A 15,902-nucleotide genomic window follows, 5' to 3' on the forward strand; every position below is an offset into this window, starting at 1 on the left:
CGTTCAGTGCCGAGGCGCGTTGCGGGACCGCTGCACCCGGGAGGTGCGGCGGTCCTTCGCGTTCCAGCACGCCTTGTGCCAGTGCCGCCGGTCGTCCACGCCGCCGTACTCGGGCCAGGCCACCACGTGCGGGGTGCCGGACGGGATCTCCTGGTCGCAGCCCGGGCAGCGGTAGCGCTTGCCCGCGGCGCTCGCCCCGGCGACGTGCCGGACCCGCCAGTCGTCGCCCTGCCAGCTCTCGGACCGCTCCACACCGCCGTAGCGGTCGCTCATGTCACCGGCGCGGTCGGTCGGCTTCTCACCGCCGCGAGGGCGGTTTCTGCGCGGGGACACGTGACACCTCGGGGGCAGAGCGGACAGTTCACTCCCAAGCCTACGGTCCCGGGCGGTGGGCAGGCGTCCGCTACGGCACCGAGCACACCACCCACAGGGGCCAGTTACCGGAAAATCGCAACAACTTCTGTCGCGGCCGTGCCTTTGGCACGTGTCAGACGTTGTTGCCTGTGTGGGGGGAATGCCGCGTCGGCCGCAAGGAGGCATCAGGCGATGCGCGTTGGAGCTTTTGTACTGGCCGCCCAGTTCCCGGGCCAGGGGCATGGAGAGGCGCTGCACCGGGCCGTGCGGTCCGCCGAGGCGGCGGAGGCGGCCGGACTGGACTCGGTCTGGCTGGCCGAACACCACTTCGTGCCGTACGGGGTGTGCCCGTCGGCGGTGACCATGGCCGCGCTGCTACTCGGCCGCACGGAACGGATCCGGGTGGGCACGGCGGTGAGTGTCCTGCCGACCACCCATCCCGTGGCGCTGGGCGAGCAGGCGGCGCTGCTGCACCTCACCTCGGGAGGCCGGTTCTCCCTGGGTGTGGGCCGCGGCGGCCCCTGGGTCGATCTGGAGGTCTTCGGAACCGGCCTCGCGGCGTACGAGAAGGACTTCCCCGAGTCACTGGACCTGCTGCTGCGCTGGCTGCGGGAGGCCCGCGTGGGCAGCGAGGGGGAACGATTCGCTTTCCGCGAGGTCCCCGTCGTACCACGCCCCGACGACCTGATCGGCGAGGACGGCGACGGCCTCGCGGGCCCCGAGGTGATCGTGGCCTGCACCTCCCCCGCGTCGGTCCGGCTGGCGGGCGAGCGCGGGCTGCCGATGCTGCTCGGGATGCACTGCGGCGACGAGGAGAAGGCGGACATGGTCGCCCTCTGGCGGAGCCACGCCCTCGCGGCCGGCCACGCCCCGGAGGCGGTGGCCGCGGCCGGCCATGTGTCGGCCGGTGTGGCGCAGATCGCGGACGACCGTACGGCCGCGGAGGAGACCCTCGTCAAGGCGATGCCGGGCTGGCTCAAGCAGGGCCTCGACGCGCATGTGACGGTCGACGGACGCCGGCGCGCGATGCGTGACCCGGTCGCCTACACGGAGTTGCTGTGCCGGCTGCACCCGGTGGGCCCACCGGCGCTGGCGGCGGACCGGCTCGCGGCGACCTCCGAGCGCACCGGCATCACCCGGTTCGCGCTCCTCTCCGAGGGCTCGGGCGATCTCGCGGCGACGGAGGAGAACGTGCGGCGGCTCGGCGCCGAGGTGCTTCCGCTGCTCCGCTGAGCGGGCCGACGCGCGTGCGGGCCGCACGACCGTACGGCCCGCACGCCTCCTCCGGCCCGTCGTCCGGCGGAGGCTGCCGCCCCGGCATCCACGACGCCTCGCGCGGTGCGGAGCGGCAGCGGAAGACATCAGCAGTCGCGCAGTTCGGGCGACTGGTTGAGCAGCTGGGCCCGTACGGAAGTGAAGCGGGCGAGCCGCTCGTCCACCGAGGAGTCCAGCGGGAACACCGCGACGCGGTGGCAGTTCTGGAAAGCGAGCCGTACTCCGAAGTGCCGCTGCAGCGCACCCCGGATGGCGTCACTCGCGAGCGCGCGCAACAGCTGACCACGTGCCTGCTCGTCCGGCGGCGGCGTCTGGTTGTCGGCGAACCCTCCGCCGTCCACCTTCAGCTGAGCCACCAGAGAACTGATCATCTCCCATGCGAAGGGCAGGGAGGTCCGGACGCAGTCGACGAATGCAGCTTCGTCGACCTCGCCTCGCTCGGCCTGTTCCAACAGCGCCGGTGAGACGTCGAGCGACATGGGTTCTCCTCTCGCGACCCCGCTGAACGAGGTCTTACGGGCAGGGAAGGAGGCGACCGTTCCTGCCCGGCTGCGGCGCTGAAGACGACGCAGAGTGCACGACCGGCGACCTCCTGCTTCCACGTTATGCGCGCTGTCTGGTCCGCACCAGGAGAATGGGAACACAACCGGCCACCCACGTAAGGGCACAAGAAGGGCGACCCGTAGGGACTCGGACAGGGGCAGGGTGGGCGACAGGTGGAGGAATCGCGCACAAGGAGGTCGGTCGAGTAGCGTTGCGCACCATGCGTCTCGTCATCGCCCGCTGTTCCGTGGACTACGCCGGCCGGCTCACCGCACACCTGCCCTCCGCTCCCCGTCTGATCCTGGTCAAGGCGGACGGCAGCGTCTCCATCCACGCCGACGACCGGGCGTACAAACCGCTGAACTGGATGTCCCCGCCCTGCAGCCTCAAGGAGGGGGACGACGACGTCTGGACGGTCACCAACAAAACGGGCGAGAAACTGATCATCACGATGGAGGAGGTCCTCCACGACTCGTCCCACGAGCTGGGTGTGGACCCGGGCCTCATCAAGGACGGCGTGGAGGCACACCTCCAGGAGCTGCTGGCAGACCGTATCGAGACACTGGGCGAGGGCTACAGCCTGATCCGCCGCGAGTACCCGACGGCGATCGGTCCCGTGGACATCCTCTGCCGCGACTCCGACGGCGCGACGGTGGCGGTGGAGATCAAGCGCCGCGGCGAGATCGACGGCGTCGAGCAGCTCACCCGCTACCTGGATCTCCTGAACCGCGACCCCCATCTCGCCCCGGTACGCGGTGTGTTCGCCGCACAGGAGATCAAGCCCCAGGCGCGTGTGCTGGCGACGGACCGCGGCATCGGTTGTGTGGTGCTGGACTACGACGCCCTGCGCGGCATCGAGGACGACAAGCTGCGGCTGTTCTGACGGAGGCGCGTGTCAGCGGGCGGCCGGCGGTTGCGCGGGCCGCCCGCGACTCATGTGCGGGGGCGCGCGGCGTGGGTGTACGCGTCGATGTGGCGGCGTACGCGCGGCCGTTAGCACCGCGGGTGCGGAGCGCGTCGGTTCCGGCGGCCTTGCCGCGGCGAAGGCCGCGTACCGCCGCTCCCGGCTTCCGACGCCCTTCCGCGCGGCCGCCGGACCGAACTGAACTGAACCGGTCCGGTCCGGTCCGGTCCGAACCGCGCCGGGCGGGGCGTACCCGGGTCCGGGCCCTGACGCACCGCCCCGGTCAGGTCGACGAACTGCTGGGACCCGCCTGGCTGCTGCTGGGGCTGCTCGTCGTGGTACCCGTACCGCCGTACGTCGTAGCACCGTCCGTCGTAGCACCGTCCGTCGTACCGCCGTCGGTGGAACCGCCGTCCGTCGTACCACCGTCGGTCGTACCACCGTCCGTCGTACCACCGTCCGTCGTACCACCGTCGGTCGTACCACCGTCGGTCGTACCACCGTCAGTGGAACCACCGTCCGTCGTACCGCCGCTCGGGCCGCTGGACGTACCGCCGTCCGTCGGCGAACCCGTCGAGCCCGACGACGTGGCGCCCGTCGACGGGGAACCCCCCGTCGACGACGAGCCACCGGTCGTGCCGCCCGTCGTCGACGAGGACGAGCCACCGGTCGCCGAGCCGGTCGTGCCCGAACCACCCGTAGCGGAACCGCCGCCCGGCGCGGACGGATCGCCCGCCGAGCCGCTCTCACCGGGCCGGGCGGTGCCCGGGGCCGCCGGAGCGCCACCCGACGTACCGCCGGTGGTGCCGTCCACGGGTCGGCTCGTGGAGTTGTCGGAGGGCTCATCGGCGTTGAGGCCGTCGCTCCCCTCATCCTCGTTCGCCGACTGCTCGCTGGTCACCCGGTTCGCAGGAGTCTCCTCGTCAGAGGTCGCCCCGAGCGTCACCACCGTCCCGAGGACCACGGCCAGCAGGACGCCCGCTCCTGCCGCGACGAGATGGCGCCGGGGGCCGGAGACGACCAGCCGGCGGGCGTCGGCGACCAGGCCGGCCGGCGAGGCAGGGGTTTCACGGCGGGTCACCAGCGTCTCGACCGGTGCGGACACGGCCGCGAGGCCCTTGGCCGGAGACACCGGCCCCTCGGGGCGGACCGCCGGAGCAGCCTCGCCCTCGGACGTGCCCGTGCCGGGGAGCCTGGCCCCCTCGCGGTCGGTCACGAGTGCCAGCGCCCTCCGTCCGGCGACCGTGCCGCGCTTGTCGGACAGCGCTCCGCGCATGGCGATGGACGCCTCGAGTTCGGCACGGGCCCGGTCGAGGCTGCCCGAGCAGAGGGCCAGGACGCCGAGCTCGTGGAGGAAGTAGGCCTCCTCGGCGACCTCGCCCGCGGTCCGGGCCGCCTCCTGACCGGTGCGCAGGGCGCGCTGCCACGCCTGCCAGTGCAGTCCGGCCGCGAACGCGGGTGCGGCGCTGCGGGCCAGCAGCACGGCGGTGCCGGCGTGCCCGGTCTCCTGCACGGGCACCAGCGCGCCCAGGGCCGCGAGGATCGCGTCTGCCTCGGAGGACGCCCGCGCAGGCGTCACCGAGGGGTGCCCCGTCCACCAGGCGTAGTGCTGGGCGGCCGCGTGGGCGCGGTCGAGGGCACCCTCGCCGTAGCCGACGGCCTCGAGCTGAGCGGCGACCCCGGCCGCCAGCCGGTAGCGGGGGCCGACGGGGCTGAGCAGGGCGCAGCTGGTCAGTTCGCCGAGCGCGGCGTCCGCGTGGGTGTCGCCGACGAGGGCGGGGAGGTGGGCCTGGTGCGGGACTTCGCCGCCGAGGGCGACCGCGAACCGGAGGGTGTCCCGGGCTGACTCGCTGAGCCGGGAGGCCAGCAGCGCGGCGGGGGCGGCTCCTTCGCCGAGCGTCGGCAGCGGGACGTCGAGGCCGTCGCCGAAGACGTTGTCCCCGTCGTCGTCATCGTCGTCGCGCTCCTCCGGGACGTGGCTCAGGGCGTCGCGCTGCCTCAGCAGGGCACCGGCCTGGACGAAACGCAGGGGCAGCCCCTCCGACTCGAACCAGAGGTCGCCGGCCCAGTTGGCCTCTTCGTCGGTGAGCGGCCGGTCCACGGCCCGCTCGAGGAGCTCCAGCGCCGTGCCGCGCTCGAGCCCGGGGAGGAAGACCTCTTCGACCCGGGAGTCGGCCGAAGGCGCCGCGACGTCGGGTGTCGCGGCGAGCAGGAAGGCACATTCCGGGGTGGCGTCCAGCAGTTCATCCAGGGCGCTCCCGCCGAACTCCAGGTCGTCCACGAGGACGACGGCCCCGATCTCGCGGACGTGTTCGAGGAGCTCCGCCCGGTCGGGCCGGTACCGGGGCGCGTTGTGGACGGCGGTGAAGAGTTCGTACAGAAGCTCGGCAGGCGTGCGGTGGTATCCGGAGAGGCGGACGACGCCGTCGGGGGCGACGCCCGCGCAGTCGGCGGCCACGGTGTCGAGCAGGGCGGTGCGGCCCGATCCGGCCGGGCCGGTCAGCCGCACCGTACGGCCGTGTCCCAGGAGCCGGACGAGCCGCTCACGCACTTCCTGACGCTCCAGCAGCGGCAGCGCGGGGGCGGCCGGTCCGGGCGGGACCGGGGGCCGGCCGGTGCGCCGCAGTTCGTCGCGCTCCTCGACGGTGTGCCGGACGGGAACGGCGGGTTCCGTACCGGGGCGGCAAGGCTCGATCTCGCTGCCGTCGACCGGGTTGACGGTGAGTGCGAAGTCGCCGGCGACCACGCGCACCGTGCGTGCGGGTGGGGCCTTCTCGTGGGCGAACTCCGGTGGCACCGCGTCGCGCGGCGGCCGCTGCCGGGTGCCGCCCTCCTCGGCGCCTCGATCGCTGTCGCGGTCGTACTCGTCCGGTCCCGGATTCCTCGGGTCCATGGTCAAAGCCCCCAGATGGCGTCTCGTGCGGAAGCCCCTCCCGGCCGGTCTGCACGCTCCGCTGCCGCTTCTGGTCCGGTGCCCGCCGTGTGGGTTCGTGAAGAGGCAGGCGACCGGAGCCTAGACGCTCTGCGGGTGTCGGGGAACAGCCGGGGGGCCGCCCGCCCCAGGACGTCACGGTCTCGTGATGATTGTGCGCCCTGGCGGGTGTCGTCCGCTCAGACCCGGGGCAGGGACTCTGCGGCGATTCCGCCCTCGATGGCCAGGATGCGGTGCAGCCGGGTGGCCACGAGGAGCCGCTGCATCTGCGGTGGCACACCGCGCAGGACGAGGCGTCGGCCGCAGCGGCCGGCCCTTCGGTGCGCGCCCATGATGACCCCGAGGCCGGTGGCGTCCCAGGAGTCGAGATCGCTCAGGTCGAGCACGAGATCGCCCACTCCGTCGTCGACGGCCGAGTGCAGGACCGTTCGGGCGTCCGCCGCGCTCCGGACGTCGAGGCGGCCCCCGACGACCAGCTCGGCATGGTCGCCCCTGATGTGCATATGCGCTCCCCGAGAGTGCGTTTGTCCGTCAGGTCTGACTTGTACGTCGGTCTCCCGACTCTGCGTTCGATTGTCGCGTTCGACCGTGAGCGTTCGACCGTGAGCGTTCGACTACGTATTTCTTTGCACCAACTGACTGCCACACGGGCAGAGAAGTTGCCGTCTGTAAGCGAACCGATACCGAATTCACCCTGAGGAGTGACGGTACGCAGGGGCGTACGGCCCCCGCGCACCCGGGGTCGGAGTTCAGTGCTTGTAGAAGCCCTGCCCGCTCTTGCGCCCGATGTCACCGGCGTCCACCATCCGGCGCATCAGCTCCGGCGGCGCGAACTTCTCGTCCTGCGACTCGGTGTAGATGTTGCCGGTGGCGTGGAGCAGGATGTCGACGCCGGTCAGGTCGGCGGTGGCCAGCGGTCCCATCGCGTGGCCGAAGCCGAGCTTGCAGGCGATGTCGATGTCCTCGGCGGTCGCCACGCCCGACTCGTACAGCTTGGCGGCCTCCACGATGAGCGCCGAGATCAGACGGGTGGTCACGAAGCCCGCGACGTCGCGGTTGACGACGATGCAGGTCTTGCCCACGGACTCGGCGAACTCGCGGGCGGTGGCGAGCGTTTCGTCGCTGGTCTTGTAGCCGCGGACGAGTTCGCACAGCTGCATCATGGGAACGGGCGAGAAGAAGTGGGCGCCGACGACGCGCTCCGGCCGCTCGGTCACGGCCGCGATCTTGGTGATCGGGATGGCGGAGGTGTTGGACGCCAGCACCGCCTCGTCCCGTACGAGCTTGTCGAGCGCACGGAAGATCTCGTGCTTCACCTCGAGCTTCTCGAAGACCGCCTCGACGACGATGTCCGCGTCGGCGACCGCGTCGAGGTCCGTGGTCGTGGTGATCCGCTCCAACGCGGCCTCGGCGTCGGCCGCTTCGAGCTTCCCCTTGGCCACGAACCTGTCGTAGGACGCCTTGATGCCGTCGGTGCCGCGGGTCAGGGCCGCGTCGGTGACGTCACGCAGCACGACGTCCCAGCCCGCCTGGGCGGAGACCTGCGCGATACCGGACCCCATGAGTCCGGCCCCGATGACGGCGAGCTTCCTGGCCACTGCTGCACCCCTTAACACACGTTTACATATCGGATCTCTGCGGAGGTTAGCGGCCGCGGGCCGCCGTGTGGCGGCGAAGAGATACGCGTCACGTCTCAGATGACGGACATCACACCGGAAGTCGGGAGGGGGCCGCTCCCAATGCCGTCCCCGGCGGTGCCCGCACGGTCCCGCCGGGCCGGCCCCGGAGACGCGGCGCGTCGGACGCGCACTCAACGAGTCGCCGGGGCCGCCCCGGCGGGACCGGCACGGGGACGGGCTCGCCGCCCTGGGAGGTACGCCCCGACGGACCGCGAGGACCGCCGTCCGGGCAGGGGCGGCGCAGCGTCGCGGACACGGCCTAGGCTGGCCGCATGGTCAATCTGACGCGCATCTACACGCGCACCGGCGACAAGGGCACCACGGCGCTCGGGGACATGAGCCGCACGAGCAAGACCGATGTGCGCATCTCCGCGTACGCGGACGCCAACGAGGCCAACGCGGCCATCGGTACCGCCGTCGCGCTCGGCGGGCTCCCGGAGGAGGTCGTGAAGGTCCTCGTGCGGGTCCAGAACGACCTCTTCGACGTGGGGGCGGACCTTTCCACTCCCGTCACGGAGAACCCGCAGTACCCGCCGCTGCGCGTGGAACAGCAGTACATCGACAAGCTGGAGGCGGACTGCGACCGCTTCCTCGCCGACCTGGACAAGCTCCGCTCGTTCATCCTGCCGGGCGGCACCCCGGGCGCCGCGCTACTGCACCAGGCGTGCACGGTGGTACGGCGGGCCGAGCGATCCACCTGGGCGGCCGTGGAGGTGCACGGCGAGACGATGAACCCGCTGACGGCGACCTATCTCAACAGGCTGTCCGACCTGCTCTTCATCCTCGCCAGGACGGCGAACAAGGAGGTCGGGGACGTTCTCTGGGTGCCCGGCGGCGAGCGCTAGCCGCACTGCGCCGCGTGCGCGCCGGTACCCGGGCAGGGCGCCGCAGGGCGTGTTTCGGCATTCCCGTCGGGGCGGGGCCTCTGGCACGCACCCTCGCGGCGTCGTCGGTCGTCGGCGCAGCCCGCTGCGCTCTCCTCCCTCGCCTTGCGATCCTCCCCTCGGCCCGGAGGGCCTGGGGAGACCCCACCCCCTCGACCGGAGGGCCTGGGGAGACCCCACCCCCTCGGCCGGAGGGCCGAGGGGGACTCCATGCACCAGAGGCCCCCGCCCTGGGGCGGACGAGGCCACTTTCCAAACCTCTCAGGGCAATACGCCTAGGGCTCGGCGCGGGCCTGCTCGCGCCCCGCGTCCTCGTCCTGGGAGCCCACCGGCGCCTTCTTCGCGGCCCTCTTCGGGAAGAGCGCGTAGCTCAGCGCGAAGAGTCCGTGGAAGGCCACGATCTGCCAGCAGGTGCGCATCCAGCTCTCCAGCGAACCCGTCCTCGCGGCGTCGCCGACGTACCAGGCGGCGGCCCGCAGCAGACCGGTGGCGACGACCGCACCGACCACCGTGCCCAGCCAGACCCGGCCCTCGTGCCGGGCGCGGGCGGCGCCGTGGCGAGGGGGCTTCACCGGCGGCGGGCCGCCGCCGAGGCGGTGCGCGGCATGGCCGTCGAGCCACTTGACGGTCCGGTGGCCGTGGCCCGCGGTGTAGCCGATGTAGAGCGCGGCGAGACCGTGCCTCCAGCTCGGGTCGGCCCCGTTCCTGAGGTCGAGGGCCGTCACCACCAGCAGGACGATCTCCAGCAGCGGCTCCATGAGCAGGATGGCCAGCCCGGTCCTCGGCATCCTGAGCGGATAGCGCGCGGCGAGGCCGGCGGCCAGCAGCACCCAGAACCCGACCTCGCAGACGACGATCAGCGTGACGATCACGGTGGTTCCCCCTTCGTACCGGAACCAGGCTCCCTGACGGCGCACCCGGACGCGTCGTCGCCGGTGACGAACCGTGACTGCACCCTTCGATGTACCCGGGCTCACCCCGGACGGGGAGGCCGGGAGGCTCCCCGGCGTGTTTCATGGGGTGGTGACCATCCCCCGCCCCCATCGCGACGACGTCCTCATCTCCGTCGCCGGCCTCCTCGGCGGTCTGCTGCTGTGGTCGCTCGGTCTGCACACCACCGAGGGCGGCCGTCCGCTGTCCGGGCCGTGGGTCACACTCGTACCGCTCTTCGCCATGTCGGGTCTGGAACTGCTGCGGCGGACCATGCCGAGGACGGCGCTCCTCGCCGGCACGGTCGCGATCGTGGCGGACCAGTTCACACCGGGGAACCTCGCGACGGTCCTGATGTTCACGGACATCGTGTACGCGGCCGTCGTGTACGGCCCGCCGGCCTCGGCCCGGCGCATCCCTTACGCCACCGGGCTGATCACGGTCGGGGTGACGATCGGCTTCCTCACCTGGTTCCGGCATCCCTCCGCGCTGCTCGTCGGGGTGGTCGTGGGGCTGGTGACGTTCGGCCCGGCCGCGACCGGCGCGCTCGTGCGCGACCACCGCGAGGCCGCGGAGGCGGCACGGCTGCGCGCGGAGCAGACGGCACTGCTCGCCGAGATGGACCGGAGGGAGGCGATCACCGCCGAGCGCACCCGGATGGCCCGGGAACTGCACGACCTGGTCGCCAACCACCTCTCCGCGATCGCCATCCACTCCACCGCGGCGCTGTCCCTGGACGAGCCCGCGACGACGCGGCAGGCGCTCACCGTCATCCGGACGAACAGCGTGGAGGGCCTGGCGGAGATGCGGCGGCTGATCGGGCTGCTGCGGGACAGCGGCGACGGCGCCGAGCCCGCCGTCGCACCCACCCTGGCCGGCCTGGACGCGCTCGTGGCGCAGGCCCGCACCAACGGCGCCGCGAGCGGACTGGAGTTCATGCTGGACGACGCGATCGACGCGGATACGGCGCCTCCCGTCCCGGTGGCGCTCGCGGCCTACCGGATCGTGCAGGAGTCGCTCACGAACGCGCTGAAGCACGCGGACGCCGGCGAGGTCGCCGTCCGGCTCACCGGCACCACCGGCCGGGCGCTGACGGTGACGGTGACCAGCCCGTACGGCAGCGGGCCGGGGCCGCGCGCGCCGGGATCGGGTGCCGGGCTGGTCGGGATGCGGGAGCGGATCGCACTGCTGGGCGGTGAGTTCGAGGCGGGTCCCGAGCCCGGCCCGGCCGGCGGCCCGGCGAAGATCTGGCGGGTACGGGCGGTGCTGCCCATGGTGGACGACAAGGAGCCCTCGGCATGATCCGGGTAGTGGTCGCGGAGGACCAGATGTCCGTCAGGGCCGGTCTGGTCCTGATTCTGGGCAGCGCCCCCGACATCGAGGTGGTGGGCGAGGCCGGGGACGGCGAGGAGGCGGTACGGCTGGCTCGGGGGCTCCGGCCCGATCTGGTGCTGATGGATGTGCAGATGCCGCGACTGGACGGGGTCTCGGCGACCCGTCAGGTCGTCGCGGAGGGCCTCGCGGACGTCCTGGTGCTGACGACGTTCGACCTCGACGAGTACGTCTTCGGCGCACTGCGCGCGGGGGCCGCCGGCTTCCTGCTCAAGAACACCGAGGCGAAGGATCTGATCGAGGGGGTGCGCACGGTCGCGCGCGGCGAGGGCCTGGTCGCGCCGGCGGTGACCCGGCGGCTGCTCGCCGAGTTCGCCTCGCCGACGCCCGTGCCGTCGCCGGACGCTCCGGACACCGCCGTGCTCGACGTGCTGACGCGGCGTGAGCGCGAGGTGCTGTCCTGTCTGGGCGAGGGGCTGTCGAACGCCGAGATCGCGGTGCGGCTGCAGATGGCCGAGGCCACGGTGAAGACCCATGTCAGCAGACTGCTGGGCAAGTTGGAGCTGCGGAGCCGGGTGCAAGCGGCCGTCCTGGCCCAGGAGTTGGGGGTCTGACAGCCCCGGACACCCCACCTCGTCGCTGGTCTGGACCTCTTGACGATTGGTCCAGACCTTCCTACGCTCGCCGCACGCACACCGCGGTGAGCCCCGCGGAGTGCTCTGCACGGACCGACCCCCGACCCCGTCCGTCCGCGAACTCGAGGAGCACCCTTGAGCACGAGTACCCCCCGCACCAGAAGCAGGTTCAGGTCCAGAGCGACGGCGGGACTCACCGCCCTGCTGCTCCCCCTCGCCGCCATGGTCGGACTCGCCACACCCGCCCAGGCAGCCACCTCCGTCACCGCCGCGTACGCCAAGGTCCAGGACTGGGGCAGCGGCTTCGAGGGCAAGTGGACGGTGAGGAACACCGGCACCACCTCGATCAGCACCTGGACCGTCGAGTGGGACTTCCCCTCCGGAACCTCCGTGACCTCCGCGTGGGACGCCGACGTCACCGGCTCGGGCACCCACTGGACCGCGAAGAACAAGAGCTGGAACGGCACCCTCGCCCCCGGTGCGTCGGTGTCCTTCGGCTTCAACGGCACCGGTGCCGGCTCACCCGCCAACTGCCGGATCAACGGCGGTTCCTGCGACGGCGGCACGGTCCCCGGCGACAACCCGCCGTCCGCACCCGGGACCCCGTCCGCCGGCGGCGTCACCGCCACCTCGGTGGCGCTCAGCTGGACCGCGGCCACCGACGACAAGGGCGTCAGGAACTACGACGTCCTCCGCGACGGCACGCGCGTCGCGACCGTCACCGGCCTCACGTACACCGACACCGGGCTCACCGCGGGCACCGACTACTCGTACACGGTGCGGGCCCGCGACACCGCCGACCAGACCGGACCCGTCAGCGGCGCCCGCGCCGTGCGGACCACCGGCGGCGACCCCGGCCCCGGCCCCGGCCCCGGCCCCGGCTCGAAGATCAAGCTCGGCTACTTCACCAACTGGGGCGTCTACGGCCGCAACTACCACGTGAAGAACCTGGTGACCTCCGGCACCGCCGCCAAGATCACCCACATCAACTACGCCTTCGGCAACGTGCAGAACGGCCAGTGCACCATCGGCGACTCCTATGCCGACCACGACAAGGCCTACACCGCCGACCAGTCGGTGGACGGCGTCGCCGACACCTGGGACCAGCCGCTGCGCGGCAACTTCAACCAGCTCCGCAAGCTCAAGCAGCGCTACCCGCACATCAAGATCCTGTGGTCCTTCGGCGGCTGGACCTGGTCGGGCGGCTTCCCCCAGGCCGTCCAGAACCCGACGGCGTTCGCCAACTCCTGCTACAACCTGGTCGAGGACCCGCGCTGGGCCGACGTCTTCGACGGCATCGACCTCGACTGGGAGTACCCGAACGCCTGCGGCCTGTCCTGCGACACCAGCGGCCCCGCCGCCTTCAAGAACATGATGCAGGCCATGCGCGCCAAGTTCGGCCCGAACAACCTGGTCACGGCCGCCATCACGGCCGACGCGAGCTCCGGCGGAAAGATCGACAAAACCGACTACGCGGGCGCCGCGCAGTACTCCGACTGGTACAACGCGATGACGTACGACTTCTTCGGCGCCTTCGACGCGGACGGCCCGACCGCCCCGCACTCGCCGCTCACGCCGTACGCCGGCATACCGCAGCAGGGCTTCACCTCCGCGGAGGCGATCGCCAAACTCAGAGCCCAGGGCGTCCCGGCGGGCAAGCTGCTGCTGGGCATCGGCTTCTACGGCCGGGGCTGGACGGGTGTCACCCAGTCCGCGCCGGGCGGTTCGGCCACCGGACCCGCACCCGGCACGTACGAGCAGGGCATCGAGGACTACAAGGTCCTCAGGAACAGCTGCCCCGCCAACGGCACCGTCGCCGGGACGGCGTACGCCCACTGCGGCTCCAACTGGTGGAGCTACGACACCCCGGCGACCATCGGCGGCAAGATGAGCTGGGCGAAGAACCAGAACCTGGGAGGCGCGTTCTTCTGGGAGTTCAGCGGGGACACCGCGAACGGCGAGCTGGTGAGCGCGATCAGCGCCGCGCTGGGATAGCCGCAACGCCCGAGCGGGGGTGGTGCCCGGCACCACCCCCGCTTCCGCACGGCGCGGGGCGTCGGCGGCTCACCCCGCGCCCGCCGTTGCCCTACACCGTCACCGGATAGGACAGCAGAAGGCTCACTGCCGCCAGCAGAGCCGCCACGGTGAGCCCGAGCAGCACCCACCGGGCGCGCCCCGCCCGGGCCCGCCCGGCCACCGCGGCGAAGAACAGGACCAGGGCGAACAGCACGGCCGTCAGGACGTAGTTGTCCGATCGCTGGTTCGCCTGCCGCGCCGTCGCCGACTTGCGTTCCGCCTGGCGGAGCAGGCGGTCGGCCGCCTCGTCGGCGGCGAGCCGGTACTCCGGCATGGCGAAGGGAGTCGGTGGCGCCTCGGGGTTCGCCAGAGGACGGTTCACGAGCCAGGCGGACACGGCCGGCTTGAACTCCTTCCGGAACCGTGTGAAGAGAAAACCGGAGACGCTGTTCGGGTCCGGTGTGTACACGCCCTCGGGGCGCCTCGACGGGTCGGCGACGATCTCCTCGTTGAGCGCGGTGAGCCACTGGGTGAAGGAGATGACGTCGATGGTCAGGAGCTGGCCCGCCTCGTTGGAACGGCGTGACGACTCGGTGCGCGCCGCGGACGCCTGCGCGTAGGAGTTCGCCTGCACACCACTCCATTTGGCGCTCTGGAACCCGGCCCATGCGGTACCGACCGCGGCCAGCGCGAGGATGACCGTCAGAACGAGCTCGATCCGGTCCCGTCCGCGTCCCCCGTCCACCGGCTCGTCCCCGGCCCGGCCTCCCGTCCCGCCGCTTCCCCGGCCCGATCCGCCTTCGTCGGCGCCCTCCTCGGCACGCCCGTCCGCTGTGCTCATGGCGCGAGCCTATGTGTGCGGAGATCGGAAAACGGCCCGAACCGGACCGCAATCGTCCGGGCGGGGGTGCAACGGGCCGAGTATCACCCGGTTTCCGTAAGGACGGGAGATCGACCCCGGGGCCCGGGCCACCGCCACCACGTGCCGCGACGCACGCCGCCCCAACCAGCGACGCTCTCCGCTCAGGCCACGTTGACTCTCCCTCAGACTTCGTTCGGGGGCACCCCCCAACCAACGAGAAGGCTCTACCCAGGCAACATCGACCCTCCCCCAGACTCCGTCCAGGGGCACCCCCAACCAACGAGAAGGCTCTACCCAGGCAACATCGACCCTCCCCCAGACTCCGTCCAGGGGCACCCCCAACCAACGAGAAGGCTCTACCCAGGCAACATCGACCCTCCCCCAGACTCCGTCCAGGGGCACCCCCAACCAACGAGAAGGCTCTACCCAGGCAACATCGACCCTCCCCCAGACTCCGTCCAGGGGCACCCCCAACCAACGAGAAGGCTCTACCTAGGCAACATTGACTCGTTGGCCCGGGGGTGCCGCTTCGAGCCAGGCGAGGAAGCCGGTCAGCGCGTCCTCGCTCATCGCCAGCTCGAGACGGGTGCCGTGGTGCAGACAGCCCAGGACGACCGCGTCCGACAGCAGCGCCAGTTCCTCCTCGCCCTCGGGCAGGCGCCGGGCGACCACCTCGATCGCCGAGCGCTCCAGGGCGCGTCGCGGACGGAGGGCGTAGGAGAAGACCCGGAACCACTCGACCCGGTCGCCGTTGTAACGGGCCACGCCGTACACCCAGCCCTTGCCCGAGTGGTCGCCGTCCTCCGGGACGTTCCAGCGCAGGCTGCAGTCGAAGGTGCCGCCCGAACGCTGGATCAGTCTGCGGCGCAGACCGAAGACGAAGAGCCCGATCACCACCAGTGCGACGACCAGTCCGCTCACGAGCAGAGCGAGGAACATCTTCACCGACCTCCTCGCTTCGTCCCGTAGCGGAATACGACCTGCACCTGCATCTGCATTGCCTCAGCCGCGACCTGGTCTGGAGAAGTCCAGTCCGGGCCGCGGCTGAGAGTGGTTCATCGGCGGGGTGCGCTCAGCGCACCGCCACCGCGCGCAGCCGAACCTCGGCGCGCCGCTCGGCGGCGGCGTCGTCGTCGGCCTTGGCGCGCTCCAGCGCACGCTCGGCGCGCTGGGCGTCGATCTCGTCCGCCAGCTCGGCGATCTCCGCCAGCAGCGACAGCTTGTTGTCGGCGAACGACATGAAACCGCCGTGCACTGCGGCGACGACCGTTCCCTCGTTCGTACGGATGGTCACCGGGCCCGACTCCAGCACACCGAGCAGCGGCTGGTGACCGGGCATGACGCCGATGTCGCCGGACGTGGTGCGCGCGACGACCAGGTTGGCCTCGCCGGACCAGACCTGGCGGTCGGCGGCGACCAGCTCGACGTGCAGCTCAGCAGCCAAGGTTGGCTCCTCGGGTCACCACCCGGCGGTCATGCCGGGTGTTGGGTCATAAGTCTAATAGGGGCCCTGGCGCCGAAGCGCCCGGGGCCGTCCGGGGCCCGCCGCACGAGCG

The 15,902-nt window shown here is 71.8% G+C and carries 15 protein-coding genes; 6 read left to right on the top strand and 9 right to left on the bottom strand.

The genetic code is table 11. The features are described 5' to 3' along the window. Nucleotides 1-3 precede the first annotated feature (3 nt). On the bottom strand, nt 4-333 hold the full coding sequence (locus FEF34_RS11450) for an ATP/GTP-binding protein (RefSeq protein WP_138053084.1): 330 nt from the start codon (nt 331-333) through the stop codon (nt 4-6). A 213-nt stretch (nt 334-546) separates the two neighbouring features. Between FEF34_RS11450 and FEF34_RS11455 the strand changes: the two genes are divergently transcribed. Next, on the top strand, nt 547-1,587 hold the full coding sequence (locus FEF34_RS11455; protein WP_138053085.1) for an LLM class flavin-dependent oxidoreductase: 1,041 nt from the start codon (nt 547-549) through the stop codon (nt 1,585-1,587). Between the two features lie 128 nt (nt 1,588-1,715). Here the strand turns inward: FEF34_RS11455 and FEF34_RS11460 are convergent, their stop codons facing one another. Continuing rightward, complete coding sequence (locus FEF34_RS11460) at nt 1,716-2,108, bottom strand: SCO5389 family protein (protein WP_138053086.1); 393 nt, start codon at nt 2,106-2,108, stop codon at nt 1,716-1,718. A gap of 284 nt (nt 2,109-2,392) precedes the next feature. Between FEF34_RS11460 and nucS the strand changes: the two genes are divergently transcribed. Further along, nucleotides 2,393-3,055 carry an endonuclease NucS gene (gene nucS / locus FEF34_RS11465; protein WP_199800660.1) on the top strand — a complete coding sequence of 221 codons (663 nt, stop codon included), beginning with the start codon at nt 2,393-2,395 and terminating at the stop codon, nt 3,053-3,055. A gap of 304 nt (nt 3,056-3,359) precedes the next feature. Here the strand turns inward: nucS and FEF34_RS11470 are convergent, their stop codons facing one another. The 3 genes from FEF34_RS11470 to FEF34_RS11480 all read right to left on the bottom strand — a co-directional run bounded on the left by FEF34_RS11470 (nt 3,360) and on the right by FEF34_RS11480 (nt 7,606). Further along, nucleotides 3,360-5,969: an ATP-binding protein gene (locus FEF34_RS11470; RefSeq protein WP_138053088.1), complete on the bottom strand. Its 2,610-nt coding sequence runs from the start codon at nt 5,967-5,969 to the stop codon at nt 3,360-3,362. A gap of 218 nt (nt 5,970-6,187) precedes the next feature. Then, nucleotides 6,188-6,511: an STAS domain-containing protein gene (locus tag FEF34_RS11475; protein ID WP_138053089.1), complete on the bottom strand. Its 324-nt coding sequence runs from the start codon at nt 6,509-6,511 to the stop codon at nt 6,188-6,190. Between the two features lie 246 nt (nt 6,512-6,757). Next, nucleotides 6,758-7,606, bottom strand: a complete 849-nt coding sequence (locus tag FEF34_RS11480) for a 3-hydroxyacyl-CoA dehydrogenase family protein (RefSeq protein WP_138053090.1) — start codon at nt 7,604-7,606, stop codon at nt 6,758-6,760. Nucleotides 7,607-7,959: 353 nt separating this feature from the next. On the opposite strand from FEF34_RS11480, the gene FEF34_RS11485 reads away from it, so the two are divergent. Then, nucleotides 7,960-8,532 carry a cob(I)yrinic acid a,c-diamide adenosyltransferase gene (locus FEF34_RS11485; RefSeq protein ID WP_138053091.1) on the top strand — a complete coding sequence of 191 codons (573 nt, stop codon included), beginning with the start codon at nt 7,960-7,962 and terminating at the stop codon, nt 8,530-8,532. Nucleotides 8,533-8,846: 314 nt separating this feature from the next. Here the strand turns inward: FEF34_RS11485 and FEF34_RS11490 are convergent, their stop codons facing one another. Continuing rightward, on the bottom strand, nt 8,847-9,443 hold the full coding sequence (locus FEF34_RS11490) for a hypothetical protein (RefSeq protein ID WP_138053092.1): 597 nt from the start codon (nt 9,441-9,443) through the stop codon (nt 8,847-8,849). Nucleotides 9,444-9,591: 148 nt separating this feature from the next. On the opposite strand from FEF34_RS11490, the gene FEF34_RS11495 reads away from it, so the two are divergent. From FEF34_RS11495 to FEF34_RS11505, 3 genes are all read left to right on the top strand, one after another. Further along, a complete protein-coding gene (locus FEF34_RS11495; RefSeq protein WP_138057414.1) occupies nt 9,592-10,803 on the top strand; it encodes a sensor histidine kinase in 1,212 nt (403 codons plus the stop codon). Next, nucleotides 10,800-11,447, top strand: a complete 648-nt coding sequence (locus FEF34_RS11500; protein WP_138053093.1) for a response regulator — start codon at nt 10,800-10,802, stop codon at nt 11,445-11,447. The genes FEF34_RS11495 and FEF34_RS11500 overlap by 4 nt, the downstream gene beginning before the upstream one ends. Nucleotides 11,448-11,603: 156 nt before the next feature. Next, nucleotides 11,604-13,463 (top strand): glycoside hydrolase family 18 chitinase, encoded by a 1,860-nt coding sequence (locus tag FEF34_RS11505; RefSeq protein ID WP_138053094.1) that lies wholly within the window; start codon nt 11,604-11,606, stop codon nt 13,461-13,463. A gap of 91 nt (nt 13,464-13,554) precedes the next feature. Here the strand turns inward: FEF34_RS11505 and FEF34_RS11510 are convergent, their stop codons facing one another. The 3 genes from FEF34_RS11510 to FEF34_RS11520 all read right to left on the bottom strand — a co-directional run bounded on the left by FEF34_RS11510 (nt 13,555) and on the right by FEF34_RS11520 (nt 15,790). After that, complete coding sequence (locus tag FEF34_RS11510; protein ID WP_138053095.1) at nt 13,555-14,325, bottom strand: hypothetical protein; 771 nt, start codon at nt 14,323-14,325, stop codon at nt 13,555-13,557. 513 nt (nt 14,326-14,838) lie between these two features. Then, nucleotides 14,839-15,285 (bottom strand): DUF2550 domain-containing protein, encoded by a 447-nt coding sequence (locus tag FEF34_RS11515; protein ID WP_138057415.1) that lies wholly within the window; start codon nt 15,283-15,285, stop codon nt 14,839-14,841. Nucleotides 15,286-15,418: 133 nt separating this feature from the next. Further along, nucleotides 15,419-15,790, bottom strand: a complete 372-nt coding sequence (locus FEF34_RS11520; RefSeq protein ID WP_138053096.1) for a F0F1 ATP synthase subunit epsilon — start codon at nt 15,788-15,790, stop codon at nt 15,419-15,421. Nucleotides 15,791-15,902 lie beyond the last annotated feature (112 nt).

Source organism: Streptomyces marianii (genome assembly GCF_005795905.1).
Lineage (GTDB): Bacteria > Actinomycetota > Actinomycetes > Streptomycetales > Streptomycetaceae > Streptomyces > Streptomyces marianii.

Excerpts from the sequence above, each read along its gene's own strand:
- FEF34_RS11455 (WP_138053085.1), top strand. The coding sequence starts at position 547 with ATGCGCGTTGGAGCTTTTGTACTGGCCGCCCAGTTCCCGGGCCAGGGG.
- FEF34_RS11460 (WP_138053086.1), bottom strand. The coding sequence starts at position 2,108 with ATGTCGCTCGACGTCTCACCGGCGCTGTTGGAACAGGCCGAGCGAGGC.
- nucS (WP_199800660.1), top strand. The coding sequence starts at position 2,393 with ATGCGTCTCGTCATCGCCCGCTGTTCCGTGGACTACGCCGGCCGGCTC.
- FEF34_RS11470 (WP_138053088.1), bottom strand. The coding sequence starts at position 5,969 with ATGGACCCGAGGAATCCGGGACCGGACGAGTACGACCGCGACAGCGAT.
- FEF34_RS11475 (WP_138053089.1), bottom strand. The coding sequence starts at position 6,511 with ATGCACATCAGGGGCGACCATGCCGAGCTGGTCGTCGGGGGCCGCCTC.
- FEF34_RS11485 (WP_138053091.1), top strand. The coding sequence starts at position 7,960 with ATGGTCAATCTGACGCGCATCTACACGCGCACCGGCGACAAGGGCACC.
- FEF34_RS11500 (WP_138053093.1), top strand. The coding sequence starts at position 10,800 with ATGATCCGGGTAGTGGTCGCGGAGGACCAGATGTCCGTCAGGGCCGGT.
- FEF34_RS11510 (WP_138053095.1), bottom strand. The coding sequence starts at position 14,325 with ATGAGCACAGCGGACGGGCGTGCCGAGGAGGGCGCCGACGAAGGCGGA.
- FEF34_RS11515 (WP_138057415.1), bottom strand. The coding sequence starts at position 15,285 with ATGTTCCTCGCTCTGCTCGTGAGCGGACTGGTCGTCGCACTGGTGGTG.